At 59.5% G+C, this 25,483-nt stretch carries 22 protein-coding genes; 10 read left to right on the top strand and 12 right to left on the bottom strand.

Features of this window, described 5'->3' with window-relative positions:
* Window positions 1–4: 4 nt before the first annotated feature.
* From PSEUDOMOFG3G_RS14200 to gnd, 3 genes are read right to left on the bottom strand one after another with little or no spacing between them, the layout of a single operon-like run.
* The gene (locus tag PSEUDOMOFG3G_RS14200) at window positions 5–826 is read right to left on the bottom strand and encodes an HAD family hydrolase (RefSeq protein WP_139050357.1); all 822 of its coding nucleotides are present in this window, start codon (window positions 824–826) and stop codon (window positions 5–7) included.
* Window positions 819–2,342, bottom strand: coding sequence for a glucose-6-phosphate dehydrogenase (gene zwf, locus PSEUDOMOFG3G_RS14205; RefSeq protein ID WP_139050358.1), 1,524 nt, complete (start codon window positions 2,340–2,342; stop codon window positions 819–821). Before zwf ends, PSEUDOMOFG3G_RS14200 begins: the two co-directional genes overlap by 8 nt.
* On the bottom strand, window positions 2,339–3,343 hold the full coding sequence (gnd, locus tag PSEUDOMOFG3G_RS14210; RefSeq protein ID WP_256244141.1) for a phosphogluconate dehydrogenase (NAD(+)-dependent, decarboxylating): 1,005 nt from the start codon (window positions 3,341–3,343) through the stop codon (window positions 2,339–2,341). Before gnd ends, zwf begins: the two co-directional genes overlap by 4 nt.
* A gap of 250 nt (window positions 3,344–3,593) precedes the next feature.
* On the opposite strand from gnd, the gene PSEUDOMOFG3G_RS14215 reads away from it, so the two are divergent.
* Both PSEUDOMOFG3G_RS14215 and PSEUDOMOFG3G_RS14220 read left to right on the top strand, forming a co-directional pair.
* Window positions 3,594–3,767 (top strand): DUF6026 family protein, encoded by a 174-nt coding sequence (locus tag PSEUDOMOFG3G_RS14215; RefSeq protein WP_171061379.1) that lies wholly within the window; start codon window positions 3,594–3,596, stop codon window positions 3,765–3,767.
* 348 nt (window positions 3,768–4,115) lie between these two features.
* Complete coding sequence (locus PSEUDOMOFG3G_RS14220; protein WP_047226548.1) at window positions 4,116–5,855, top strand: phosphoethanolamine transferase CptA; 1,740 nt, start codon at window positions 4,116–4,118, stop codon at window positions 5,853–5,855.
* Between the two features lie 34 nt (window positions 5,856–5,889).
* On the opposite strand, the gene PSEUDOMOFG3G_RS14225 is transcribed toward PSEUDOMOFG3G_RS14220, so the two are convergent.
* The 4 genes from PSEUDOMOFG3G_RS14225 to PSEUDOMOFG3G_RS14240 all read right to left on the bottom strand — a co-directional run bounded on the left by PSEUDOMOFG3G_RS14225 (window position 5,890) and on the right by PSEUDOMOFG3G_RS14240 (window position 8,823).
* The gene (locus tag PSEUDOMOFG3G_RS14225; protein ID WP_047226549.1) at window positions 5,890–6,384 is read right to left on the bottom strand and encodes a GNAT family N-acetyltransferase; all 495 of its coding nucleotides are present in this window, start codon (window positions 6,382–6,384) and stop codon (window positions 5,890–5,892) included.
* Window positions 6,385–6,441: 57 nt separating this feature from the next.
* Complete coding sequence (gene zapE, locus PSEUDOMOFG3G_RS14230; RefSeq protein ID WP_139050359.1) at window positions 6,442–7,563, bottom strand: cell division protein ZapE; 1,122 nt, start codon at window positions 7,561–7,563, stop codon at window positions 6,442–6,444.
* 150 nt (window positions 7,564–7,713) lie between these two features.
* Complete coding sequence (locus PSEUDOMOFG3G_RS14235) at window positions 7,714–8,055, bottom strand: nuclear transport factor 2 family protein (protein WP_047226551.1); 342 nt, start codon at window positions 8,053–8,055, stop codon at window positions 7,714–7,716.
* A gap of 51 nt (window positions 8,056–8,106) precedes the next feature.
* Window positions 8,107–8,823, bottom strand: a complete 717-nt coding sequence (locus tag PSEUDOMOFG3G_RS14240; protein WP_139050360.1) for a YafY family protein — start codon at window positions 8,821–8,823, stop codon at window positions 8,107–8,109.
* Between the two features lie 191 nt (window positions 8,824–9,014).
* On the opposite strand from PSEUDOMOFG3G_RS14240, the gene PSEUDOMOFG3G_RS14245 reads away from it, so the two are divergent.
* The gene (locus PSEUDOMOFG3G_RS14245; protein WP_047226553.1) at window positions 9,015–9,485 is read left to right on the top strand and encodes an LEA type 2 family protein; all 471 of its coding nucleotides are present in this window, start codon (window positions 9,015–9,017) and stop codon (window positions 9,483–9,485) included.
* Window position 9,486: 1 nt separating this feature from the next.
* On the opposite strand, the gene PSEUDOMOFG3G_RS14250 is transcribed toward PSEUDOMOFG3G_RS14245, so the two are convergent.
* The gene (locus PSEUDOMOFG3G_RS14250) at window positions 9,487–10,410 is read right to left on the bottom strand and encodes a carbon-nitrogen hydrolase family protein (protein WP_047226639.1); all 924 of its coding nucleotides are present in this window, start codon (window positions 10,408–10,410) and stop codon (window positions 9,487–9,489) included.
* 94 nt (window positions 10,411–10,504) lie between these two features.
* Between PSEUDOMOFG3G_RS14250 and PSEUDOMOFG3G_RS14255 the strand changes: the two genes are divergently transcribed.
* The gene (locus PSEUDOMOFG3G_RS14255; protein WP_171061380.1) at window positions 10,505–11,404 is read left to right on the top strand and encodes a LysR family transcriptional regulator; all 900 of its coding nucleotides are present in this window, start codon (window positions 10,505–10,507) and stop codon (window positions 11,402–11,404) included.
* Window positions 11,405–11,407: 3 nt separating this feature from the next.
* Here PSEUDOMOFG3G_RS14255 and PSEUDOMOFG3G_RS14260 read toward each other — a convergent pair whose 3' ends face one another.
* The gene (locus tag PSEUDOMOFG3G_RS14260) at window positions 11,408–11,662 is read right to left on the bottom strand and encodes a hypothetical protein (RefSeq protein ID WP_076384979.1); all 255 of its coding nucleotides are present in this window, start codon (window positions 11,660–11,662) and stop codon (window positions 11,408–11,410) included.
* A gap of 160 nt (window positions 11,663–11,822) precedes the next feature.
* Here PSEUDOMOFG3G_RS14260 and PSEUDOMOFG3G_RS14265 point away from each other — a divergent pair, with 160 nt between their 5' ends.
* Window positions 11,823–12,140, top strand: a complete 318-nt coding sequence (locus tag PSEUDOMOFG3G_RS14265) for a YqjD family protein (RefSeq protein ID WP_047226556.1) — start codon at window positions 11,823–11,825, stop codon at window positions 12,138–12,140.
* Window positions 12,141–12,244: 104 nt separating this feature from the next.
* On the opposite strand, the gene PSEUDOMOFG3G_RS14270 is transcribed toward PSEUDOMOFG3G_RS14265, so the two are convergent.
* Complete coding sequence (locus PSEUDOMOFG3G_RS14270; protein ID WP_047226557.1) at window positions 12,245–13,276, bottom strand: Ldh family oxidoreductase; 1,032 nt, start codon at window positions 13,274–13,276, stop codon at window positions 12,245–12,247.
* Window positions 13,277–13,583: 307 nt separating this feature from the next.
* Here PSEUDOMOFG3G_RS14270 and PSEUDOMOFG3G_RS14275 point away from each other — a divergent pair, with 307 nt between their 5' ends.
* Together PSEUDOMOFG3G_RS14275 and PSEUDOMOFG3G_RS14280 are read left to right on the top strand one after the other, a co-directional pair.
* Complete coding sequence (locus PSEUDOMOFG3G_RS14275; RefSeq protein ID WP_257220779.1) at window positions 13,584–18,341, top strand: dermonecrotic toxin domain-containing protein; 4,758 nt, start codon at window positions 13,584–13,586, stop codon at window positions 18,339–18,341.
* 196 nt (window positions 18,342–18,537) lie between these two features.
* Complete coding sequence (locus PSEUDOMOFG3G_RS14280) at window positions 18,538–19,539, top strand: FecR family protein (protein WP_139050363.1); 1,002 nt, start codon at window positions 18,538–18,540, stop codon at window positions 19,537–19,539.
* A gap of 49 nt (window positions 19,540–19,588) precedes the next feature.
* Here PSEUDOMOFG3G_RS14280 and PSEUDOMOFG3G_RS14285 read toward each other — a convergent pair whose 3' ends face one another.
* A complete protein-coding gene (locus PSEUDOMOFG3G_RS14285; protein ID WP_139050364.1) occupies window positions 19,589–21,937 on the bottom strand; it encodes an acylase in 2,349 nt (782 codons plus the stop codon).
* A 267-nt stretch (window positions 21,938–22,204) separates the two neighbouring features.
* Between PSEUDOMOFG3G_RS14285 and PSEUDOMOFG3G_RS14290 the strand changes: the two genes are divergently transcribed.
* Window positions 22,205–22,585: a fe2+ zn2+ uptake regulation protein gene (locus PSEUDOMOFG3G_RS14290; RefSeq protein WP_047226560.1), complete on the top strand. Its 381-nt coding sequence runs from the start codon at window positions 22,205–22,207 to the stop codon at window positions 22,583–22,585.
* 9 nt (window positions 22,586–22,594) lie between these two features.
* Here PSEUDOMOFG3G_RS14290 and PSEUDOMOFG3G_RS14295 read toward each other — a convergent pair whose 3' ends face one another.
* On the bottom strand, window positions 22,595–22,783 hold the full coding sequence (locus PSEUDOMOFG3G_RS14295; protein WP_047226561.1) for a hypothetical protein: 189 nt from the start codon (window positions 22,781–22,783) through the stop codon (window positions 22,595–22,597).
* A 308-nt stretch (window positions 22,784–23,091) separates the two neighbouring features.
* Here PSEUDOMOFG3G_RS14295 and PSEUDOMOFG3G_RS14300 point away from each other — a divergent pair, with 308 nt between their 5' ends.
* Together PSEUDOMOFG3G_RS14300 and PSEUDOMOFG3G_RS14305 are read left to right on the top strand one after the other, a co-directional pair.
* Window positions 23,092–24,327, top strand: coding sequence for an MFS transporter (locus PSEUDOMOFG3G_RS14300; RefSeq protein ID WP_139050365.1), 1,236 nt, complete (start codon window positions 23,092–23,094; stop codon window positions 24,325–24,327).
* 27 nt (window positions 24,328–24,354) lie between these two features.
* A complete protein-coding gene (locus PSEUDOMOFG3G_RS14305) occupies window positions 24,355–25,482 on the top strand; it encodes an acyl-protein synthase (RefSeq protein WP_139050366.1) in 1,128 nt (375 codons plus the stop codon).
* The last annotated feature ends 1 nt before the right edge of the window (window position 25,483 follow it).

The following is a 25,483-nucleotide window of genomic DNA, read 5'->3' on the forward strand; positions in this document are numbered from 1 at the left end:
TGGTTCATCGAGCCAGAATGAATCGCTCGATTGCCAGTGCCGCACCGTCTTCGGTGTTGGCTGCGGTGATGACATCGGCCTGACGCTGAATCGCCGCCTCCGCCTGCCCCATGGCAATCGACAACCCCGCACGGTGAAACATCGCCGGATCGTTGCCACCGTCGCCCATGGCGGCAGTCTGTTCCAACGGCACCCCCAAGAACGCTGCCAGGGTCGCCAGCGCTTCACCCTTGTTTGCCCGCATCGCCGTCACATCCAGATAGATCGGTTGCGAACGCGAGACCTGAGCCTGGCCCTTGAGCAGCGGATGCAAGCGCGCCTCCAGCTCAACCAGTAGCTGCGTATTGGCGCTGGTGGCGACGATCTTGTCGATACGTTCCAGGTAAGGCTCGAAACTCTCGACTTGCACCGGCGGATAGCCAAGCCCACGCGTCTCCACCGGCACCATCGGACCGTTGGCGTCGCGCACCAGCCAGTCACCGTCGGCAAACACCCAGACCTCGATATCAGGCTGGTCGGCGTACAAGGCCAGCGTCGCCAAAGCCGCCTCATCTGGCAGGTAGTGCACGGCGAGGAAACTGCCGTCCGGGTGGACCAGCGTACCGCCATTGAACGCGGCGGTAGGCAGGTCCACGCCCAAGGCTTCGATCTGCTGCAACATCGCCCGGGGCGGCCGCCCGGTGGCGAGGCTGAACATCACGCCCGCCTCGCGCAGCGAGCGAACGGCCTCGATAGTGCGCTGGTTGAGACTGTGGTCGGGCAGCAACAGCGTGCCGTCCATGTCACTGAGTAAAAACCGGATGGGGTGTTTCACCTGATCACTCATCGAGCGCATGCCAAACGCGGCCATCGCGTGTCAGCAGGTCATCTGCGGCCGACGGACCATCTTCGCCGGCCTTGTAGAACTGGACCGTCGCGTCCTGTTGCCAGGCATCGAGGAACGGCTGGACCACACGCCAGCCGTTTTCAATGTTGTCGGCACGCTGGAACAAGGTCTGATCGCCGGTCAGGCAGTCGTAGATCAAGGTTTCGTAGCCCGTGGACGGTTGCATTTCGAAGAAGTCCTTGTAGGCAAATCCCAGTTCAATATTCGCCATGTCGAGGGTCGGCCCCGGCCGCTTGGCCAGCAGGTCGAACCACATGCCTTCATTGGGCTGGATCTGGATTCTCAAGTACGTAGGTTGCAGTTCATCGACTTCGGTATCGCGAAACTGCGCGTAAGGCGCCGGTTTGAAGCAGATGACAATTTCCGTGTCCCGCACACTCATGCGTTTGCCTGTGCGCAGGTAAAACGGCACCCCGACCCAACGCCAGTTATCGATCATCACCTTGAGGGCGACGTAGGTTTCGGTATTGCTGTCGGGCGCGACATTGGCTTCCTCGCGGTAACCATTGACCGGTCTGTCGTCGACGTGGCCTGCGGTGTACTGGCCACGCACCGAGTTGGCGCGGGCCTGCTCCACCGACCAGGGGCGAATGGCCCCGACCACCTTGGCCTTCTCACCACGCACCGCATCGGCGCCAAAGGCGGCCGGCGGTTCCATGGCCACCATCGCCAGCAACTGGAACAAGTGGTTGGGCACCATGTCCCGCAGGGCGCCGGTGTGTTCATAGAAACTGCCACGGGTTTCCACGCCAACGGTTTCCGCGGCGGTGATTTGTACATGGTCGATGTAGTGATTGTTCCAGAAGGCCTCGAACAGGCTGTTGGAAAAACGGCTGACCAGAATGTTCTGCACCGTTTCCTTGCCTAGGTAATGGTCGATCCGGTAGATCTGTTTTTCGCTCATGACTTTGAGCAGGCAGGCATTGAGCGCTTCGGCGGTTTGCAGGTCGGAACCGAACGGTTTCTCGATCACCACACGCCGGAAGGCATCATCCTGCTCTTGAAGCAGCCCGGCCGCGCCGAGGCGGCGGACCACTTCACTGAAAAAGCGCGGCGCGGTCGCCAGATAGAAAACCGCGTTGCCGGTGCCACTGGCGGCGATCTTCGCCGCCAGTGCTTGGTAGGTGCTGTCATCGAGGAAGTCACCCTGAACGTAACTGATGCCCCGAGCCAGACTGGCCCACAGCACCGGGTCGAGCGCCCGGTCGGCATCGCCGCCCTTGCTCGCCGCCTGGTGACGGATGAAATCCTCGAGTTTCCGGGCGAAGTCCACATCACTGATAGCGTTGTGGTCGACGCCAATGATCTGCAGGCCATCCCCCAGCAGCCCGTCGCGACTGAGGTGGTACAGCGCCGGCATCAGCAGACGCTTGACCAGATCACCATGGGCGCCGAACAGAAACAGCGTGGTCGGCGGCGCGGGTTCTGCCTTGGATTTCCTGCCGATCGAGGTCATTTTTTCGGCGTCTCCACGTGACCACCGAAGCCAAAGCGCATGGCCGAGAGCATCTTGTCACCGTAGGTGCTCTGCTGGCGCGAGCGGAAACGGGCGAACAATGAACTGGAGAGCACCGGCACCGGCACCGCTTGCTCAATGGCCGCTTCGATGGTCCAGCGTCCTTCACCACTGTCGGCAACCTCACCGGAGAAGCCGTCCAACTTCGGATCGCTGGCCAAGGCGTCGGCGGTCAAATCCAGCAGCCAGGACGACACCACACTGCCGCGACGCCAGACTTCGGCGATATCGGCCACGTTCAAGTCAAATCGCTGCTCAGGTGGCAGGCTTTCGCTGGATTTGGTCTTGAGGATGTCAAAGCCCTCGGCGAAGGCCTGCATCATTCCGTATTCAATGCCGTTGTGGATCATCTTCACGAAATGCCCCGAACCGGCCGGGCCCGCGTGGATGTAGCCGCGTTCAGCGCGATCATCGTCGGACTTGCGGTCGCGGGTGCGCGGGATATCGCCCATCCCTGGTGCCAGGCTGTCAAACAAGGGGTCCAGGCGCTTCACCACTTCGGCGTCACCCCCAATCATCATGCAATAACCGCGTTCCAGGCCCCAAACGCCGCCGGAAGTGCCGACGTCGATATAATTCAGGCCCTTGACCGACAAGGCCTGCGCGCGACGGATGTCATCCTTGTAGTACGTGTTACCGCCATCAATGATGACGTCGCCCGGCTCCAGCAACTCGCTGAGAACGTTAATCGTGTCTTCGGTGGGTGCGCCGGCAGGCAACATGACCCAGACAGCCCGTGGTTTTTCCAGACCGGCCACCAGTTGCGGCAGATCCGCGACGCCCGTTGCGCCCTCCTGGCTCAGGTTTTCAACAAAGGCGGCATTGCGATCGTAGACGACGGTGGTATGCCCATTGAGCATCAGGCGCCGCGCAATATTGCCGCCCATGCGGCCCAGTCCAATGATCCCGAGTTGCATGTGCTGATGCTCCCTACTACAAATAAAGGTGTGTCAAAGGTTTAGCTCAATCGACGAGTGGAGGTTAGTCCAGAGCATTGCTGCATAGTTTCCGGGTAATTCGAGCGATCACAAGGGATAACGCTCCAGATCCGGCCAAAGACACAGCGACCATGAAAAATAAAAAAGTTCCAATCACAAGCAAAAGAAATCAGAATCGGCGCCGATAGTAGAGGTGTCGACCAAATACTGGCGACATCTCTATAGTTGATGTACGCCATTTGCGAGGTGAGCAATGGACTCCGTAGTTACCGCACGTCCTCCCCAAACCCTTTACGTGACCATTCGTCGCGACGAATTACGCCTGCTCAAAGAAGAGCGTGATCTGCTGCTTGATGAGGTGACGCAATTGCGCATGCAGTTGCAACACTCCCAGCTGTCCCATCAGAGCCAGGCCCTGGCTCGGTAACCCCCGAGCAGAGGCGCGGCGCCGGAAGTGGCACTGGACAAACCGGTGTCATTTCCATGCATACCCATCCGTGCCAAGGGCATGTGTCCCTGCCGCAGCGCGTAGCGGTCCCACCCCTGAGTGCGCGGGTTTCAGTGCGTGAGGTGGCAACGCGACCACCGAAATAAATTTCCTCGCCACAAGAAACGCCTTCGCCACAGCCCCCGACATTCGTCTTGTAACCAAATATCTCACAAATTTTTCACACCTCCATCGCGATACTCCTGGCCTTTTAGGATAGTTCGGCGCATGCCTATGGGCATCCAATGGGTGCCAGCGGCTTCGTCGACAGGAAGGCTGGAGCGCTTGATGAGTTTGTTCAAACGCAGCACAACGACTGCGAAAAGTTTCGACTGGGCCGGGTTTGGCTGGTTATTTCTGTTTTTCTGGTATTTCTCGGGCATTACCCAACTGCTCATACTGGTGACCGACACCTCTGGGTTCACCGGGTTTCGCCAGGCATTCGTGATGAGTGGGCTGTGGCTGGCGCCCATGCTGCTCTTTCCTGCCCGGACCCGCCTACTTGCCGCGCTGATCGGCGTGGTCCTGTGGGCTTGCTCCATGGCCAGCCTGGGCTACTTCTTCATCTATCAGCAGGAGTTTTCCCAGAGCGTCATCTTCATCATGTTCGAATCGAACGTGTCCGAAGCCGGCGAGTACATGACGCAGTATTTTGCCTGGTGGATGGTGGCGGCCTTCCTGGCCCATACCGCCGTCGGATATTGGCTCTGGACACGTCTGCGCCCGGTGTACCTGCCCCGCGGCCAAGCCATGGTCGCGGCGACTGCGATTGTGGTGGCGGTGGTCGGCTATCCGCTAGTCAAGCACACCCTGCGTGCCGGCACGCTTGCCGGTGGCCTGGAGAAATTCGAAAGTCGCATCGAGCCGGCCGTGCCGTGGCAGATGCTGGTTGCTTACCGGCGCTATGGCGAGCAACTGGAAAACATGCAGGGCATGCTTCACAGCGCCAGCAAGATCGCCCCCCTGGGCCACCTGAAGGACGCCATGGCCGACCAGCCCGCCACTCTGGTGCTGGTCATCGGCGAGTCCACCAACCGCCAGCGCATGAGCCTGTACGGTTACCCAAGGAAAACCACCCCGGAACTGGACAAGCTCAAGGACCAGCTCTCGGTTTTCGACAATGTCATCACCCCGCGCCCCTACACCATCGAAGCGCTGCAGCAGGTGCTGACGTTCGCCGATGAACAGAACCCAGACCTTTACCTGAGCACACCGTCCCTGGTGAGCATGATGAAGCAGGCCGGTTACAAGACCTTCTGGATCACTAACCAGCAGACCATGACCAAGCGCAACACCATGCTCACGACCTTCTCTCAACAGGCCGATGCGCAGGTATACCTGAACAACAACCGCAACCAGAACGCGGCGCAATACGACGGCGATGTGATCGCCCCGTTCAACCAGGCCCTGGCAGACAGCGCTGCGCGCAAACTGATCGTGGTGCACCTGCTCGGCACCCACATGAGCTATCAGTACCGGTATCCGCCCACCTTCAAGAAGTTCACCGACCGCCAGGGCGTACCGGCGGGGGTGCGTGACGACCAGGTCCCGACCTACAACAGTTACGACAACGCGGTGCTGTACAACGACTTTGTAGTGTCCAGCCTGATCAAGGACTACGCCAAAACCGACCCCAACGGCTTTTTGCTGTACCTGTCGGACCATGGTGAAGACGTGTTCGATTCGCCGGGCCATAGCACGCTTGGCCGCAACGAAGGCAAGCCGACCGCGCCGATGTACACCATTCCGTTCATCGCCTGGGCCTCGCCCAAGTGGCGTGAAACTCATGACTGGAACTTCAGCGGTGACCTGTCACGCCCCTACAGCAGCTCTCACTTGATCCACACCTGGGCAGACCTGGCCGGTTTGAGTTTTGATGAGCTGGACCGCAGCAAAAGCCTGGTGAGCGATGACTTCAAGGCCCGCCCGCTGTTGATCGGCAACCCTTATGAACACCAGCGCAAGGCCTTGATCGACTTCAGCCTGATGCAGCCCAAGGCGCCTGCGGTGCGGGTCGTGCAAAAATAACCACCGCCCTCGCCCGCTACCACAGGGGCGGCCTCTACAGGGGCTTTGTCCAGAACAGCATACGGCCATGGGCCGGGTCGAACATGCCTGGGGCAAAGCCAAACCTGGTATAGCTGGCCTGGGCGATGGCATTGCCTTCAAGCACTTCCAGGGTGATTTTGCAGCAACCACGCTGGCGGGCGATATCCTCGACCTTCTGCAGCATCTTCTGGCTCAACCCCAACCCGCGGAACGGCTTCATCACCACAACATCGTGGACATTGACCAGAGGTCTGCAGGCGAAGGTCGAAAAACCTTCGAAGCAATTGACCAGGCCCGCTGGTTCGCCGTTGACGAAAGCCAGTACGCTGAAAGCATGGGGGCGCTTGGCCAGTTCCTCGGGTAGATGCAGCAGCACTTCCGGCGGCAGCGACTGGCCACCGCCCATTGGATCTTCGGCATAGCCGTTGAGCACATAACAGATTGCTTCGGCGTGGACTGCATTGGTATAGCTGGCTTGCAATACAAGAATGTCCCTGGTTTCTTCCACGGCGTTCCATCTCACTTCGGTAGTACCGGCGGCTCCGGTGCCGTCGGCGGGATACGGTCATGCGGACTGACCAAAACGCTGCATTTGCATTTCCTGCAGGCGACTGAGCGTACGACGAAACGGGAATTGCAGATAGCCCTCGGTGTACAACCGGTCCATCGGCACCTGTGCTGAAAGGTACAACGGCACCTTGCGGTCGTAGCATTCATCGACCAGGGCGATGAAACGCCGCACACCGTCATCATGGATGGACAACTGCGGCAACTCACGATCACCAGCCTCTACCCTTTCAACCCCGTCTTCGGTTCCACGGGCAATGCGTCCCTCGCGCTGCTCGGCGCTCAGACTCGGTACGTCGCTGATCAGGATGGCCTTGAAACGGTCGCACAGTGCCATGAAATCCATGGCTGAGAACGGCTGTTCGCACATATCCGCGTAACGACTCCAGAGCACCGTATCGCTGGCCCGCACGGGCTGAAGCAGACGATGGCCAACTTCAATCGGCAAACTGTTGGACGCCTGTCCTGCGGTCAACTGGGCAAAAACAGCCTCCAACGGATCGGGTTGTCCGCCGTCGCGTAGCCAGTAGCGCTGCTGCAATGCTCCCGGATGCTGGCGATGATCTTGCCATCCGTTCACCGGCACAACCTGCATGTGCTGCTTGATCGCCGTGATGGTGGGCAGGAATCGCTCGCGGTTGTGGCCGTTGGCATAAAGCTCCTCGGGCGGCAGGTTGGAGGTGCTGACCACCACCATGCCCCGCTCGAACATGACCTGAAACAGACGGCTCAGAATGATGGCATCGCCAATGTCGGTGACGAACAACTCGTCGAAACACAACACCCTGACCTCTTGGCTCAGTTCTGCAGCCAATGCCTGCAAAGGGTCCGGCGTGCCCGTAAGCTGGAACGAGCGCTGATGCACCCAGGCCATGAAATGATGGAAATGCTGACGACGGGCCGGCACCCTCAGGCTTTCGTAGAAACGGTCCATCAGCCAGGTCTTGCCGCGGCCGACCGGCCCCCAGAGATAAACCCCCTGGATCGACTTGCGCCCCTCGTGCAGTGCCTGGTGGCACTCTTGCAGAGCCATGATGGCCAGTTCCTGGGCTTCATCCTGGACAAAGCCATGGTGTTCGATGGCATGCTGCCAGGCGCTCAAGGGGGAGTCGAAAGTCATACGGCCCGGATCCGGAAAACGAGGTCGGGGAGTATGCCATGCCGGCGGCTTTGAGTGAGTGACCTCACCTGTCTGTGAACCCAAACAAAACCCTGTGGCGAGGCGATTTATCTCCTCGCCACAAATGCTGACGAACCAACGTGCAAACATCTAGATCGAGATATCCAGCCGACTGATCTTCCCCTGCTCGTCGAGCCTGAAGGTGTAGCGCAACTCCAGCGGGCTGCCGGGGAAAGTTCCGGAGATCAGGTTATGCACCAGCACCTTACCGGTGCGTTGCTGCACATTGAGCACCTCGACCCGAGGCTGTAAACGCCGGGCGGTGTCTTCCATCCATTGAGCGATGGCCTGGGTGCCGGCGCGGTGCTGGCCTTCATCGAACACATTGGCATCCTCGGCGAAAAAACGCGTCACCGCCGAACTGTCACGGGCATTGGCGGCCGCAATATAGCCGGCGATGGCCGGGGCCAGGGAAGAGACGGGATTGGACATGGTAGGGCTCCTTGTTTTATCGATCTGACACCATGCTAGAACAGCCTTGTGTCAGTTTTTGTCAGGAGTGAAACGCCCCATTTCGTCCAGTTCCATCAGTTTGAACCAGGCGCGCAACAAGTCGCTGCGCCGGCCAGGATAGCGCTCGCCCTGCTCGGTGGCAGAAGCAATCCGGTCAGTGCGAAAGGTCCGATAGGCGCCGCGTAGTTCACACCAGGCAACCACTACCCGCGCCTCATTGAAAAAACCCAGGGCCAACGGCCAGATCAGGCGCTGGCTGGGGTTTTTGTTCACGTCGGCGTAGTCGATATGCAGCTTGGCTTGAGCGCGAATGGCCTGGCGGTACACATTCAGCTCCACCGTATTCTGTGGATAGCCATAGCCAGGGGGCCCGGGCAACACCGTGGGGTTGCGCAGGGCATCCCGGACGTCAGGCGCCAGCACTGCGGCCACCTTGGCCAAAGCGTCGGCAGCAGCCTTGCCCAGCACCTCGTCGCCACGCTGATCAACGTAGCGCAGCCCCAGCACAATGGCTTCGATTTCATCAGCCGTGAACATCAATGGCGGCAGGAACAGGCCGCTGCGCAACACATAGCCAATGCCCGCCTCGCCCTGGATCGGCGCCCCCAGGGCCGAGAGTTCGGCGATATCGCGGTAGAGCGTGCGCTCGGACACTTTCAACTCGGCCGCCAATGTCGCAGCGGTAACCGGGCAGCGCTTGCCTCGCAAGACTTGCAATAATGTGAGCAGTCGAGTGGTACGCGACACGATGGGCGATCCGGAAAAAAGATTGACGCAGATTAGCAGAGCCTGCTGTCAGAAACTGTCAGGAGCCATGAGCCCTGTCTGGATTGAACTGGACGGGAAACCGCGTGATGTGCGGTGGTTTGAGAGAAATGTGGGTTATCGTGCTCAACAGCTCGCCCGTTTGCCCTACCTATTATCGTGAGAGTTTATCCATGCGCAGAGCCCTCGGTGTGTCCCTTTTCCTGATGTTGCTCAGCCTGAGCGCCTGCGCCCTCTTCCCGCACCGCGATCCGCTGAACATCACCGTGGTGGGCATCGAACCGTTGCCCAGCCAGGAGCTGGAGATGCGCTTTGCCGTGAAACTGCGATTGCAGAACCCTAACGAAACCGCCATCGATTACAACGGTGTCGCGCTCGACCTCGAGGTTAATGGCCGGACACTGGCATCGGGGGTCAGCGATCAGACCGGATCCATCCCACGGTTCTCCGAGGCGGTACTGAGCGTGCCAGTGAGCATCTCGGCTTTCTCCGTGCTACGCCAGACGCTGGGCCTGAGCCAGACCCAAAGCCTGGACAACCTGCCTTACGTACTCAAAGGCAAACTGGCCGGTGGACTGTTCGGCACCCTGCGCTTCGTGGATCGCGGCACCCTGGACTTGCCGGGTACCGCGGCCACTTGGTAAATCAGCGAGTGAAACGCACGCCGGGTTTGGCCCGCTCGTCCACCACCAGTTCGAACACATCTGGCCTGGCGTAATGGCCGACCACGTCATAGTCATAGCGCGCTGGTACCAGTTCATCGGTATCGATTTCGGCGGTCAACAACCCGCTTGTGCCTTTAAGCGGACCGGCCAGGACGTCCCCCATGGGGCCGACAATTACACTGCCGCCGGCAATCAAGGGACGCTCGGCGGGCCAGTTCGCCACTTCAATGCCTAGCGCCTGAGGCGAGGCCTGAACCTGACAGGCGCTGACCACGAAGCAACGACCTTCGTGGGCGATATGACGCATGGTCACCTGCCACATCTCCCGCTCATCCACCGTCGGCGCACACCAGACCTGCACCCCTTTGGCGTACATCGCGGTGCGCAACAGCGGCATCATGTTCTCCCAACACACCGCAGCGCCTACACGACCGACCTGGCTGTCGATCACCGGTAAAGTCGAGCCGTCGCCCTTACCCCAAATCAGACGCTCAGTGCCAGTGGGCATCAGCTTGCGATGCTTGGCCACCAGGCCGGCATCGGGCTCGAAATACAGGGCGGTGCAGTACAAGGTACTGCCGTCACGCTCAATGACACCCACTACCAGACTTGCCCCCGTGCGCGCCGAAAACCCGGCCAAGGCCTCGGTTTCACTGCCCGGCACGTCGATGGCGTTGGCAAAATAACGAGCAAAGGCCTCGCGCCCCTCGGGCAACCGGTACCCCAACTGTGTACCGAAGCTTTCTCCCTTCGGATACCCACCCAGCAGCGCTTCGGGCATCACCACCAAGCGTGCTCCGGCCTGGCGTACGGCATCTTCATAGGAAAGGATCTGCGCCAGGGTGTCAGCTTTGCCTCCGGGCAACGAGCCGATCTGCAGGGCAGCCACAATGGATTTGGGCATGGTTTTCAACTCCTCGATCATCTGGGGTTGCTGATTTTCAGGTGCCAGACGATCATGAATAAAGCCCCATACGCTGCTAAATGATATGAGTGTTATGAATATCGTGGATGTCGACCTTAATCTGCTCAAGACCTTCGAAGCCCTGCACGATGAATCCAGCGCCAGCCGCGCCGCGCTGCGCCTGGGCGTGACCCAGTCGGCCATCAGCGCGGCGCTGCGCAGGCTTCGAAACCTGTATGACGATCAATTGTTTGTGCGCACTGGCCGCGGCCTGGCGCCGACCTTACGGGCCAATCAGCTCAAACCGGTGATCAGCGACGCACTGAATAAATGTCGCCAGAGCCTGGCGATGGTTGACCCCGGTGCCAGTCATTACGAAGGGCGTTCGGTCATCGTCGGGCTGTCCGATGATTTCGAAATTGCCCATGGCCGGCGCTTGATCGAGGACGTGGCACGACGCGCGCCGGGGCTGCGATTGATTTTTCGCCAGACCCATAGCCAGATCGTCGGCCGGGCGCTGATGGAGCGCAGTTTCGATCTGGCGATCACGGCGGGAGGGTTTACCGAACGCTTGCTCAGCCGTCAGGTACTGGGCGAAGGCGACTACGCCTGTCTCGTCGACCCGGCCAGCCTGACGCAGGACCCGCAGACGCTGACCCTGGAGGCGTTCGTGGCCCGCGAGCATTTGCTCGTGTCTTCCGGTGGGTTCATCGGCATCACCGACGAAGGGTTGGCCGGCCTTGGCCTGAGCCGGCGGGTGTGTGCCTCGACCACCCACTTTGCCGCCCTGCCGTTCCTGCTCAAGGGCAGCCAGGCCGTGGCGACCATTCCGCTGCATGCCGCCGCGGCGATCGCCTCCCTCAGTGGCCTGGCGTTGCTGCCCTGCCCGTTGGACCTGCCCCGCTACCCGATCGAACTGGGCTGGCGAACCCATACGCAGATGGACCCGGCCGTGGTCAAGGTGCGCGAGGCCATCATCGCGACCTTTGCCTGAGGTTTATTTGTTGGCAGCCATCAGACGATTGACTTCACTGCGCACCATGTTGGCGTACTCAGGCGGCGACATGCCGTCCAGTTCGGCACGCACCCATTCGGACCACTTGCCCTTGCGCTTGGAACGCTCGCCGAACAACCGGGCCGCGTCGCCCTTGGCCTTGCCCAGATTGTTTTGCCACAGTTCAAAGAGTCGGGACTTTTCGTCTTCCAGTGCCGCGCGCTCGGCCAGGGGCTTGTCAGCCAGATTGAAACTCATGGGAATTACCTGTTGCGTAAATATGCGCCATCTTACACCTTGAAGAGGCGCGTCTTAACCACGTTTTATGATCCACAGTGCTGCCGCTGCCAGACGCTGCAACTTTTGCTCAAGGGCAGCACTCCATTGTTCACTGCCATCATCAGCAAGGAGTACCTCAATGGCTCGCAAAAGCACGCTGCAAGGGAATGGAGAGCAAATCAAGGATCAAGCCTTCAGTGAACTGAAGGCTTTGATTGAGGAATCGGAAAAGCTGCTCAAAAGCAGCGCCTCACTGGTCGGCGAAGACGCTGAAAACCTGCGCGACCAGATCTCGCAGAAGCTGCAACAAGCCCTGGATTCGGTTGCCAGCGCACGGGAGCGGACCCGGCCGATGGTCGATGCCACCGAAGTCTATATCGGCGGACATCCATGGCAGACCGTGGCCATTTCCGCAGGCTTCGGCCTGGTGGTGGGGTTGTTGCTCGGACGCCGTTAAGCCCTTGGCAAAAACCTGTTTGAATGATCACTGATAGTGTGGCGAGGAGATTTATTTCCTCGCCACTGATGCGTGAACCGCCAGAGCCTCATCCGAAGCCGGCTTTACAAACCCGCCAACTCCCGCAACTGCGCCAATGTCTGCTCGTCCAGTGCGATCCCCCGCTCATTGGATTTGCTGCGCTCGTTGTGTCGACGATCACCCGGCAGCCGTCGCAACCCGACACCATGCATCTGTCTGACCAGCTCCTGGCTGCGCTCGGCGAAGTTCTGCCCGGCGGCCTTGCTCGGGTCGATCACGATCAACAACTGACCGGTCCAGGGTGTCTTGGCCCCAGGATGGTTGTGCCAATCGAACTCGAAGGAAAAGTTGCCACCGGTCAGGGCGGCCGCCAGCAACTCGACCATCATCGACAACGCCGAGCCCTTGTGTCCGCCAAAAGGCAGGAGCGCCCCACCTTCGAGAATCGCCTTCGGATCGCAGGTCGGCTGACCGAGGCTGTCCACCCCCATTCCTGGCGGTAACGATTCGCCCTTGCGTGCAGCAATCTGCACATCACCGTGGGCAATCGCGCTGGTGGCCAGGTCGAAGACAATCGGCTCACCATCGGCCCGTGGCGCGGCGAAGGCAATGGGATTGGTACCAAAGAGTGGACGGTCAGCACCGTGAGGCACCACGCACGTCATGCTGTTGACCACGCTCAATGCCACGAGACCTTCATAGGCAAACGGCTCGACATCCGGCCACAGGGCAGCGAAGTGATGGGAGTTGCGGATCGCCAACACTGCAATCCCGGCGCTGCGGGCCTTGGCCACCAGCAACGGACGTGCGGCGGCCAGGGCCGGCTGGGCGAAGCCGTTACCAGCGTCCACCCGTACAAACCCTGATGCCACATCTTCGACCGTGGGTACTGCCTGACCATTGACCCAACCACTTTTCAGCGTCGAGACATAACCGGGAATGCGAAACACCCCATGACTGTGGGCGCCATCACGTTCGGCTCCGGCGCAGTTTTCGGCCAGGGCCCTGGCGACCTCGGCCGACGTGCCGTGTCGCAGGAATATTTTCTCCAGCAAGCTCACCAAAGCGGAAAAAGACAGGGTGCTTGAACCGGCATGATCGGATAGCGCAGACATCTGAAGCTCCAGAGTGATTGTTGGAGGTAGCAACAGCGTAAGGGGAACCAGCCGGCTGATTAAACACCGCTTCACTGTCGGAGCAAAGCTTGCTCGTGCCGGATTACGCTGATCACCGCGCTTGCGTGCGGTAACTATGTACCACCTTGGCTCATTGATCGTTGCCTAGTCTGGCCGCTCATCCACCAAACGTGCCGCCTCGCGGCGCCTTGAGCGAGAAGCAACGATGACCACTGCAACTACGCCGTTATTATTTCCCGAGGTATTGGCCGCCAATAACCTGGAGGACTTGGACGCCCCCCACGGATTGACCCAGGCCGACCTCGACTGGCTGCACCACGTGTCCCTGTCCAACCATACGCTGCGCGCCGCGCAGACGCCCCCCATGTCTGCCGAAACGATTCGCTTGCAGGTCGACGCAAACGCGCCGATCCCGCTGGCCGGCTGCCTTGTGCTCAAAGCGCTGACAGACGCAGACGCAGCGCAGACCCAGCCTGCGTTCCTCTACACGCCCTACGGCGGAATCAGGAAATTCGACAGCCCCGAAGCTCTCGAAGAGAAGATGGAAGCAATGCTGGACAGTCCAGCCGAGCGTGACGATCTTTTTCGGCTGTTATCGATTTCCCAGCGCGCCGAACTCAACAGCACCTCCGCGATCAGGACGACCCGGCAACGTATCGACGGTGACGTCTTCAACACCCTGGTCGAGTCCATCGAGTTCGCTCAAAGCCTCAACGCCCGAACAATGGTGGATGAACTGATCAAGCTACCCTCCCTCAGCGCGATGCTTGACGCGATCTTGAATGAGGTGCTGTCCAACTTTGATCATCGACAGACCCGCGTAACCATGAGCACGTGGAGTAGCGTGGGGAGTCAGAAGGCGAGCCAGTTGACCAGAAGCATGACGCTCAGCGAGGCGGTCCTGGCCTACTTCCACAGCCAGGGTCGGCCCGCCGGGCAAGACGTTGACTTCATTCATCCAGGCATCACCGTATCACCGCAAAACAAGCGTCAATGGGAGAGCGTGTTGAAGGTGACCGCCAGCAACCTGATCCCCAGCCTTGCCCACTGTATCGACGCTTATTGGAACGCCACCGGCCCGTTCAATACCTCGCGCCGGCGCTTTCTTTCCCAAGTTCTCAGCGATGCGCTACAAGCCACGATTCTGATCAAGCGGGAGAAAAGACAACTCACCGAGGCACACGCCCAGGAACTGCTGCGGCTGTACAGGCCATCTCGCCCGGACGAACCGCTACTGTTTATCGAAACCCTGCGTCTTTGGGAATATGAGCCGCTCTACGTAGAGCTGGCGGGTTCTTTGATGATCAGCGCCAAGGGACACTATCTCTATACCCCCAGCCACGGCCTTGAGAAAGTCGACAACTACCTGGGCTTCAGGGATGCGCTGCTCAATGCTCCCACCGGCGCGGGGCGAAAGGAAGAACTCTACAGTCTGCTCAGCCTGGAGGAGCGCAACCGCTTCCTGCGCTTTGACGATCCCCAGGTGTCAGGTAAGGCGGTGACGTGGCCGGTATTCGAGTCTCTGGCTGATGCGATCATCGGCAAACAGTCGAAAAACCTTCATTTCGCAATGGAGATGTCCCGCCAGGGGGACGTGGACGTCCACGCGCTCGTTGACAAGGCCCTGGACATACGCAGCCTGATCGGCAAAAACCTGCTGACGCAAAAAACCGCTGGACACTGGGGCACGCAGCCGGTTTTTTACGGGGACCTGCGCCCGTCCAATTTCATGGCTGATCAACTGGAGAGGAAGATCAAGAGCTACGCCAGTGTCGAAGAGGCCTTGAATGCCGAACTGAGCCGATTGCCACTCTCCAGCGACACCTCGCTGCGTCACGCATTGAAAGGCCTTCTTCCTAAACTGACCAACGTCTTTTCCCTGGGAATACGTGCAGAAGCCGAACTCAGAGAACTCAACGCAACCCTGTCTCCCGCCGCGCGCGACCTTATCGCCGCGGTCTTTGCCTTTGATGCCGAATATCCGGACCGCACTCAACGCATCGGGGTAAAGGGCTTCCGGCCCGATGTCTATTCGCTGAGGCTGGCATGTACCGAGGACGGCAAAACCGTCTCCTTGCCGCTGGCCAATTGTTTCCTGCTGACCGAACGCGGCGGGCTGGATACGCCTCATTCCGGCCTGGCAATTCTCTGGACACCGGCCGACGGTTTACAAGTGTTTGCCTCAGTCGAACTTGCCACCCAGCAATTGAATCGCCACCTGCTCGACTCACGAAAGCGCTCTGGTCTGCTCGCCAACCTCTGGCCCGCCCAACGCAAGCCCCATGGACGCTATCAACTGGATGTGTTTGAGCTGATCGAAGACAACGTGCTGCTCAATCGGATGAAGTCGTTCAACGCACTGTTCGAGGCCCAATACAGGTATCTGAGCACGCTAAAGAGCGGGGACTGGCAACTGACAGGGCCTGAACGGGTAAAAAGCCTGGGCACATTGCTTGAAAAGGCCGCGCCTACCAATCTGACACACGCCACACGTATCGCCCAGGCGATCCGCTTGCAACAGAAACTCCCCGCCTGGCTTGGCGCCGCACCACTTGAAGAACAGCGCCTACAGATTGACCTGCTTGAGCAATACAGAAGCAGTGTCGACGATGACGAGGATTATCTGGACGGTATCGAGCCCCTGCACACCTATGTGAGCAAAAAGCTCAAAGCGCTCCTGGATGCGCGTTTCGCCGTAAAAGACCTGGATCCCGCCACCCTGTTGATCACCCCGAACCATGCGTTGGCGGGGCCCGCCAGCAGCTTGACCGAGTTCGCCCTCAATCATGCCGACTTCACTCAAAAGACAGGCTTCAGGGTATCCTCGACCTCCGGGCGCGCGTTGCCCGACAGCCTGAACGAGACGGCTGTCAGGCAAATGCTGCTGTCGTTGGACATCCCCACCGCCTATAAAAAGATCGTACTGGACGAACTCTCCACTACCTCAACCGATGGCCAGAAAAGAAAGCAGCGATTTCGCCGGCAGTTGCCCTGGCAACTGTTGCAACATGCCCACGCACTGCATCTACAACAGCACCTTTCGCCCACAGGGTTTGACTTGATTCGCCAGGTACTGGACATGCCGGATGCCATCGCACGCCAGGCAGTGGACGGCGCCAGCGCGTTGATTCGTCCACTGGAGCTGATCAAAACCCGGGGAGCTGCGGCGATCAAGGCAGTGGGGCTCTACCTGATCGGATCAAGCACCGATGATACTGCCCCCCATGTGCTGTATTCCCCCTACCATGCGGGCCACAACTTCACCGAGTTCAAGGACCAGACCAGCCTCATTGCCGCCTTCAACACGCCGGGCGCGTTGCAAGACCTGCTGATTCGTCGACTTCCCGAAAGCCAGCAAGCCACGTTCAAGAACCTGTTCGCCGCCACGGTCGGTTCTCTATCGGAAATCACCCTGGCTTCCAATCCGATCAAGACCAACCTGTTCGATGCATTGTTCAACGACAATACAACCCTGTTATCGGACATGCTGAGCGCACAAACAGAAAAAAACCGCCAGTTTGACTGGGAAACGGCCCTGCATTTGTTCAGCGCCGGCGTCAAACTGGTGGGGCGGCAGTTGCAAGGCAAACTGACGTTTATCGAAACGCTTTGGGAAAGTTACCAAGACTTCAAGGCCTCTTCTGAATCCCTGCAGCAGCATGACTGGAAAGCAGGCTTGCACGACTTCATCGCCGGCGCGGCAGAGATGGTCTCACTTGGCTTCCTGAATCGCGACGACACCTTCGGCCTGCTCGACCCGATAAGTCCCGGCACGCAGAACGCCTCCATGGCGACCCCGCCCCGTTGGAAAGACATCGCCTCCACCGCCCCGACGCGCACCAACCTGCGGGCCTTCGAAGCCACGGATGTGAGCCTGCACAACCTGCAGAAGAACCGGATCGACGGAACCTACAGGGCCCCAGGGTCCGACAAGCTTTACGCACCTGTTGCCGGCATGGTTTTTCAGGTGGCCAAAGCCAATCAGGTCTGGCGCGTGGTCCATGAACAGGGAGAGGGCCCAATACTGAGGCAGTCGCCTGATAACCAGCAGTGGACCGTAGACCCACAACGGCAGACCATTCGCTACGGCAAAGTGATGTCAACGCTGGCCAATTCCTACAGCGACTACAAGGCTTCAACGTCGCTCAACATTGAGGCTCGGGGCATGGCGCAAATACGCCGCAAATACCCGGCTTACGCAAACATGATCGAGCAGGCCCTGGAGGTGGCCAGGTATTACTCATTCAACGCCCTGCATAATCTGGATCAGATCAAACATCAGGTCCCGCCGGGCTCTCGGCTGGATACCTTCCTGAAGACGTTTTTTGGGGTGAGGACAGTCGACGCCAGCCTGATCAAGAAAATACACACCGCCGTCTCGCCGCTGTGCCAAGCATTGGCCGACCCGTCCTGGGAAACCCGCAACGCCAAGCGCCTTGTAATCGGCCGTTTGAAATACATGGACGATAGAGCCACTGCATTCGTGCTCGAACCGGAAACGGCAGGAAGAATCTATCTGACCCAGTATTTCTTCGAGGTCGGATTGGATTGGTACAAGGACGCGGTCCCGGATTCCTTCAATGTCGATGCCCACGCCCAGGCCGCGGTGCTTATCCACGAAGTTTCTCATCAGCTTTTCGACACGCTCGATATCGTCTATCTGGACGCGGCACTGCCGTTTCTGGACCTGATTTCCAATGCCACTCAGTTCGGACATTCAAAATACAATTATCAAAAGGACCAGCAACGCAACGGGCTGTCGTTGACCACGCCACGATCCAAACTGTTCATGGGCTGGGACAGTGCAGCCGGCGGGCTCAAGAGCCTGGAGCTTTTCCCCGAGCATCGGGATATGGCCCGGGAAATCCTGAAGATGACCGGCGCCAGGAGCATGAGCGAGGCGCGCAGTATCTTTCTGGATCCAGGTTCACCGACAGCACGCATCGACGTGATCTTGCGAAACGCCGACTCCATGACGCTACTCATCTGTGAGCTGGGTCGACAGCTGGACTCCCCACCCTTGAGTCCCGCTGCCACGTTTTAAACGGCCTCTGCGAACGCTGCGCGCGGACGGGTCTTGATCTTTTTTTCACGAGATGTATGCCACGCTATAACCACGACATATCGGTGTTCGAGCCTTTGACCGGAAAAAACAGGCTCATTTTGATGTGCAAACGCCATGATGGCGGTTCTCGACAGGTCATGCCGAAGGTTAGAATGCGGCAAACCAGGAAGAGTCAATGACCGAACATACACTCTCGGAAGCCGAATACGACGCCATTACCGATGCGGCCGCGCATTGGTGCATGCGTTTGCACGCCGTCGACTGCACCGACGCCGAACGGCTGGCATTCAAACAATGGCACGATGCCGATCCCCTGCACGCTTTCGAATACCAAGCCATGCTGGAGATCTGGGCCGTGGCCGATCATCTTCCGCGTGTCGAAGCGGCACCATCTCCCGCGCCAATACCGCGACCTCGGTCCCGCTGGAGTCGGATGGCTGTCGCAGCCGCGGTGCTTGTGCTGGGCGTGCCCCTGGCCGCCTACACGGGCTGGAACCTGGGCTGGGTTGCCAACTCCTACGAACGATTCGAAGCGGATACAAGCGTGCGTCACATCACCCTGGGTGACGGCAGCCAGGTAGAACTGAACCTGGGCAGTGAACTGGTATTTGCCAATTACAAGAATGAGCGTCGTGTGACGCTGAAAAAGGGCGAGGCGTTTTTCGACGTCAGCCATGACACACAACACCCGTTCGTTGTACGGGCCGGCCAGGGCCAGGTGCGCGTGACCGGCACTCGCTTCAATGTATGGATGTATCAGGATCAGGTCCGGGTGACGCTGGTGGAGGGCTCGGTATGGGTGACCAGCAACCAGGCACTTGCCAGTAACGGCTCACAACTGTCGCCGGGCATGCAGGCCAGCTACAAAGCCGGCGACTACCAACCGCAAATCCGTGAAGTCGATGCCAACGACAGCTCGCTGGCGTGGCGCAACGGCAAGCTGGTGCTGGACAACCTTGCCCTCAGCGATGCACTCCCGCTGATCAATCGTTATCTCGATCATCCCGTCATGCTGGCCGACAACAGCACGGGCGCCCTGCGTATCGGTGGTATCTACAACCTCAACGAAGTGAAGAACCTGGTGCCTTCGTTGCCCAAAGTCCTGCCGGTTTACCTGACGCAGAACAAGGACGGCAATCCAGTCCTCAACTCCATCGGTCAACGGCCGTCCAACTGAAAAAGCCGCGACCTGATCAGGTCGCGGCTTTTGTGTAAAACAACAGCGATCAGTGCGCGGCCACCCTGCCCGCCTCATCACGCTCACGGATGATCACCGCCTGATAGTGCGGATCGGCTTTGATCTGCTGTTCGGTGAACGGTAGCGCACTCCATTGCTTCTTCGAGAATGCCTGGGTCTGGTCGGCCGAATACGGCGATGCCGGGTCGCTGGAAATGGAAAATGCCAACAGACCTTCAGCCCGAGGTCCTTTGCCATCAAAACTCACCACTTGCAGATAGCTGGTGCCGCTGACCACTTCCCGTTTGCCGTTGGCCCCTGGCACGCTCTGAATCGCGTTATAGATCCCCAGCTCACCGGGGCCGCCGTGGATTGGCGTCTGCCGGCTGCCACTGCTGGCAACCTGGATGTCCTGCCAGCGGCTATCCTTGGGCAATCCGGCGGCCTTCACAGAGGCCTGCGAGGCCAGCATGGCTTGACGCACAGCCTTGTGCACCGGGGCACGCTCAATCGCCAGGCCGTTTGGAGTATGTCGCGGGTCTTGCGGATCGAACGGGACACGCCATGAATCAGGCACCCTCTGCAACTGCGCCATGATGCGCTGGAAATGAATGAAGCCCAATCCGCTGTCCAGGCCAGCGGTTCGATCCCAGACCCTGAGATCGTTGCACACCTGGGTCAACGTCACGGCATCGGCCCCCAGGTCACCGGCGCAAAAGCCCAGCAGGTCGGGCATCACCTGATCAGCAAGGTAGACCTGGTCGTCCATGACCATACGCTGCAAGTCATCGACCTTCACCGGCCCATCCTTGGCCAGTTGACCCAGCCGCTGCAGCGCAAAACGCGCACGCAGGCCCAGCGGTTGGTCTTGCTGGCTGATCAAGGGCGAATAACCGGACAAGGGTTGTGAAGGGTTGACCATCCAGGCCGAATCGTTGGAATTTTGCACATAATCGCGGCGCAACAACTGCGGTAGCTTGTCGGCGGCGTAAATGCCTTTCTGCACGGCCTCGGGATCGATATCCCAGGCGCATTCGCCGCGCGAGCCGTCCAGTACGATGAGTTGCAGCCCTGCCCGCGGGTCGCTGCAGCGGGCCAACTTGTCGGCATCGACGTTCGGTACCACCGACACGTTCATGTAGAGACTTTGCCCCTGATCGTCCACCGCCAGGGTGTTGACCCATGGAATACCGTGGATCTCATGGACCGCACTCTGCAAGTCCTTGAGCGTGACGGCCTTGTTCATGGCGTACCACTGGGCGAGCACCCGATCATTTTCCCGGTTCGCATCGCGCAGGCTGTAGGCGAACTTGTCATCCCAGTCCAGCCGGCCGGGCCATTGCACGATCGGACCGAACTGCGAGCCGTAGACCACCCGCGAAACGCTCTGCACCTGGCCATCGGGTTGTTTGATGTCCACCGTCACCGTCTGTTGGCTCATCGGTACGGATTGACCATCGAGCAGGTAGCGGGTCGGGTCTTTCGGGTCGAGTTGCAGACGGTACAGCGTGAAATGTTTGGAGGTGTCGACGGTGTGGGTCCAGGCCAGGTGCTGGCTGAAACCGATGTTGATCACCGGCAAGCCTGGCAGGGCCGCGCCCATGACGTCCAGTTTGCCAGGAATGGTCAGGTGCATCTGGTAAAAACGCATGCCCCCCAGCCATGGGAAGTGCGGGTTCGCCAGCAACATCCCACGCCCGTTGAAGGAGCGCTCACTGCCGATGGCGACCGCGTTACTACCACGCTCCAGGGCGAAACGCTGCTGCCGGGTCGCTGCGCCTGCGAAACCTGCCCTCGGCTCGCCAGCGTCCGCCGTCGCTTGTGGCGGCTGAGCGCCCGCCAGGGCTTCGGCGAACTGGCCGACGCCACCTTCCACCAACAGGCGCCGGGTCAGTTTGACCAGGTCCAGCGCGGTGATCGGCCGCACCCACTCACTGGCACATTGCTCGGGCAGGCCGATGGCCTTGCGTTCGGCCAAGGCGCGGTTGTAGCCCGCCACATAGCCTTCGACCAGTTGCTGTACTTGAGGCGTCTGGGCTTGCCAGAAACCGGAAACGGCTTGCGGCGTGTTGAGCCAGTTGAAAAATACATCGCTGACGCGGTTCTCCCGCTGTTCGAGCGTGACCTGCTCCGGGCCGAAGTAGCGCGAGCGTTGACCATTGACCGTGACGATCTCATTGGCCAGCAGGCATAAATTATCCTCAGCGTACGCATACCCGATGCCGTAGCCCAACCCGCGCTCATCCTGAGCCCGGATATGTGGCACGCCAAAACTGGTGCGACGGATCTCGGCACTGGCCTGTTCTTTATCACTTTGAGCGCTGGCGACGCAGCTGAACCCCAGGCTCACTGCGAAAAACACACCTGCGAGACCAAACCTCGATAACTGCCCGGACATTCTCACATTCACTCCTGATCCAATACTTTCTAAAACCAGGACGGCTGCCTGGGAATTCACATACCGCGTGCCTGGCCGGAATGTGCCTCCCTTGAAAACGAATGGGATGAAAAAAAATTAATGGCCTGGCACCGCCTGACTACGGGCGTTTGATCGCCTCCAGACAAATTTTTCAGCTTTTTGCCTTCATGATTGGCCGCGTTCGTTCGTCCTATTACAGGAGAGTATCCGTGACCTTTTCTGAACAGGCTGGTAAGGAGTTTTTGCATGCATGACGCGCGTCAGCCCATGGAGGGCAAGCCCAGGTCGACCGGCGTTCCGGCGACAGCCACTCACAACCTGTTCGACAGGCCGGCAGAACGAGGTAGCAATGAACACATCAGGCTTTTGCTCAAGAGCTTCGGCCTCAGAACCAGCCTGATTCGCCTCAAGGTCATCGATGCATTGCTCAAGGCCGCCGATGAAAACCGCAGCCTGGGTGTGCGGGGCGTACACAGTCAACTGCTGGGGCTGGACATTCCATTGTCCTTCCTCAGCGTGCGCGAGGTGTTGAAGCGCCTGTGCAGCGAGGGTGTCGTCACCCTTAACCCCGATAAGACCTACAGTTTGCACCGCAAGGCCATGCACGTGCTCCAGGGCGGGGAGTGACGCCGGCGCTCAGGGCTTGACCTTGCGTCGCATCACGCCGTTGATCACGACCACGATGACCGCGACGGCAATCGCGATGTATTGAAACAGCTGCTCGCTGATCATGCCGTTGTTCTGCATCCAGGTCAGTCCCAGCATGATCGCCAGAACCACGAGGACCACCAGAATCGAGTATTTCAAACGTTGCGATTGAGTCATTGCCAATTTCCTGAATGTATCCGCTCTGTATCCCCGTGCTTGCCAGCCCCATACCGTGTTTTGGAAATGGCGGGCAGCAGACGGGGTCTCATGGTACAGCCGAACGGGCGTACTCACGCAACCGAAGCCCATCAGATTAATTACCTGCATCACGACAGAAGTCCGCCCCTGGCGGACTTTTGTCTTACAGAATTAACTCATATTTCTGCCACAAACAAAGGGGAAGACTTCTTTCGGCCCTGAATTCCCCCAACGTATTCTCGAATAAGAGGCGCTTACCTCCTTACCGAAAATCAACGTTGGAAATCATGCAAAACTTGCTGGCAACTCTTTCGCCAATACGATTGACAGGTTTTTGCCTGGCTATCGCTCTTTTCGAACTATTGACTTATCTGGCCAGCGACCTGGTCATGCCGGCCATGCTCGCGGTGACCCGGGAACTGGATGCGCCCGCGGATCAAATCCCCTACGCCTTCAATCTGTATCTATTGGGCGGTGTTCTGCTGCCGTGGCTGATCGGTCCGTTATCCGATCGCTATGGGCGTCGTGCATTCATGCTCGTCGGTTGTGCCGGTTTTGTCCTGGCTTGCGCGGCGATCACCCTGGTCACCCACATGCAGGGATTCAACGGGCTTCGTTTGATCCAGGGTATGGGGCTGGGTTTCGTGATCGCGGTCAGCTACCCGGCCATACAGGAAGTATTCAACGAGTCGGACGCTGTGAAGGTCATGGCGTTGCTGGGCAATCTCGCCCTCCTCTCGCCCTTGCTGGGGCCGCTGCTGGGTGGCTTGCTGCTGCAATGGCTGTCCTGGCGCGAGCTGTTCATGTTGCTGGCAGGCCTGGGGGCAGTGAGCTGGCTGGCCTTATGGACATTCATGCCCCGAAGCCCCGGTCTGGCGCACTCCTGCCCCCGGCAACCGGCCCTGGAGCCGTTCGAACTGCACACACTCATCAGGCGCTATGGCGCGCTGCTGGGTCACTCCGGCTTCATGGCCGCGTGCGTGGCGCTGGGGTTGATGAGCCTGCCGCTGATTGCCTGGATCGGTCTGTCCCCCCTGTTGCTGATCCAGGACCAGGGCCTGTCGCCCCTGGTGTATGGCCTGTGGCAAATCCCGGTGTTCTCGGGCGTGATCCTTGGCAATCTCCTGCTCAATCACCTGGTGGAGCGGGTGGGCGTGCGCGGGGTATTGCGCTACAGCCTGTGGCCCTTTTCTACCGGCCTCATCGCACTGGTGATCGCCAGCCCGTTCAACCTTGGCGTACCCGCGCTGGTCAGCGGCCTGGCGCTCTACGCCCTGGGGCTGGGCATGGGCAACGCGGCCTTGTATCGATTGGCGCTGTTCGCCAGCGACGACAGTAAAGGGCTGGTCTCGGCCATGGTCGGGATGATTTCCATCGCAGTGATGAGCACCGCCGGCTCACTGCTCGCGCTGCTGGGCGCCGGAACAAGCCTGAACGCCTTTGCCTTGATGGTCGGCATTGCCGGGCTCAGCTGCCTTGTGGCGCTGCGTCTGTTCCTGTCGCAACCGGCCGCTCACGTCTGAAAATCCCCTCCCTGAGGAACGTTACCCATGATTCATTTTCCCCACGCCGATGCGCTGTGTGCATTGGCGCAGCCTTACGATCCCGATTCGGTACCTGCTGGTCTGTTTGATCGGGCCATGGCCCAAATCAGCCTGTTCCATTGCCACCACACCCCCGGCTACGAACACTGGCTCAACGCCAACGGCCTGGCGGTAGAGGATCTGGAGCATTTGACTGACTGGTCGCGCTTGCCGCCCATCTACGCCAATTACTTCAAACAGCGCTTGTTGCTCAGCCCCACCGGCGAGAACGCGCTAGAGCTGACATCCTCCGGCACCAGCGGTCAGAAAAGCCGCATGCGCTACGACGAGCGCAGCATGGCCGCGGCCCAGGGCATGGTGGCGCGTATCTTTGAACATTACGGCTGGTTCACGCCGGATTCGCCCTGCAACTACCTGTTGTTCAGTCACGAACCGGAGAAGGTCAATCACGTCGGCACCGCTCATACAGACCAGTTCTTGCGCAGCTTCGCGCCGGCCAATCGGATTTTTCATGCGCTGCGGCGCACCGGAAAAGGTCATGAGTTCGATGTCTTTGGTGCGATCCGGGCCCTTCAGGAGTTCGCCGAAGAGGGCCTGCCGGTGCGGATCTTTGGCTTCCCGGCGCTGCTGTGTCATGCGCTTGAGCGCATGCGTGAAACCGCGACGCCGAACCTCAAACTTGCCCCCGACTCCCTGGTATTTCTGGGAGGCGGCTGGAAAAAACAGGCAGCCCAGGAGATCCCCCGCCACGAGGTCTATGAACACATCACCCGGCAACTGGGCATTGAGGCGCACCGCTGCCGCGACGGTTACGGTGCCGTCGAGCACGCAGTGCCGTACATCGAATGTGCGCACCACAGGTTTCATGTGCCGATCTATTCGAAAGCTTTCATACGTCACCCCTCGAACTTCAGCGTCCAGCCCTTCGGCGAGGCGGGATTGTTGTCGTTCGTCTCGCCTTACATCTCTTCCAGTCCCGCCCATGCCGTGGTGATGAGCGACCTGGCGACCCTGCATCCGGCCAATTGTGAGTGCGGCCTGAACACCCAATGGTTCGAGCTGCACGGTCGGGCCGGCACCAGTGCCAGCCGAAGCTGCGCCATGGCCGCTTCCGAATTGATCAAGGAGAATTGAT

Origin of the sequence: Pseudomonas sp. FG-3G, assembly GCF_901007645.1 — a bacterium.
Lineage (GTDB): Bacteria > Pseudomonadota > Gammaproteobacteria > Pseudomonadales > Pseudomonadaceae > Aquipseudomonas > Aquipseudomonas rhizophila.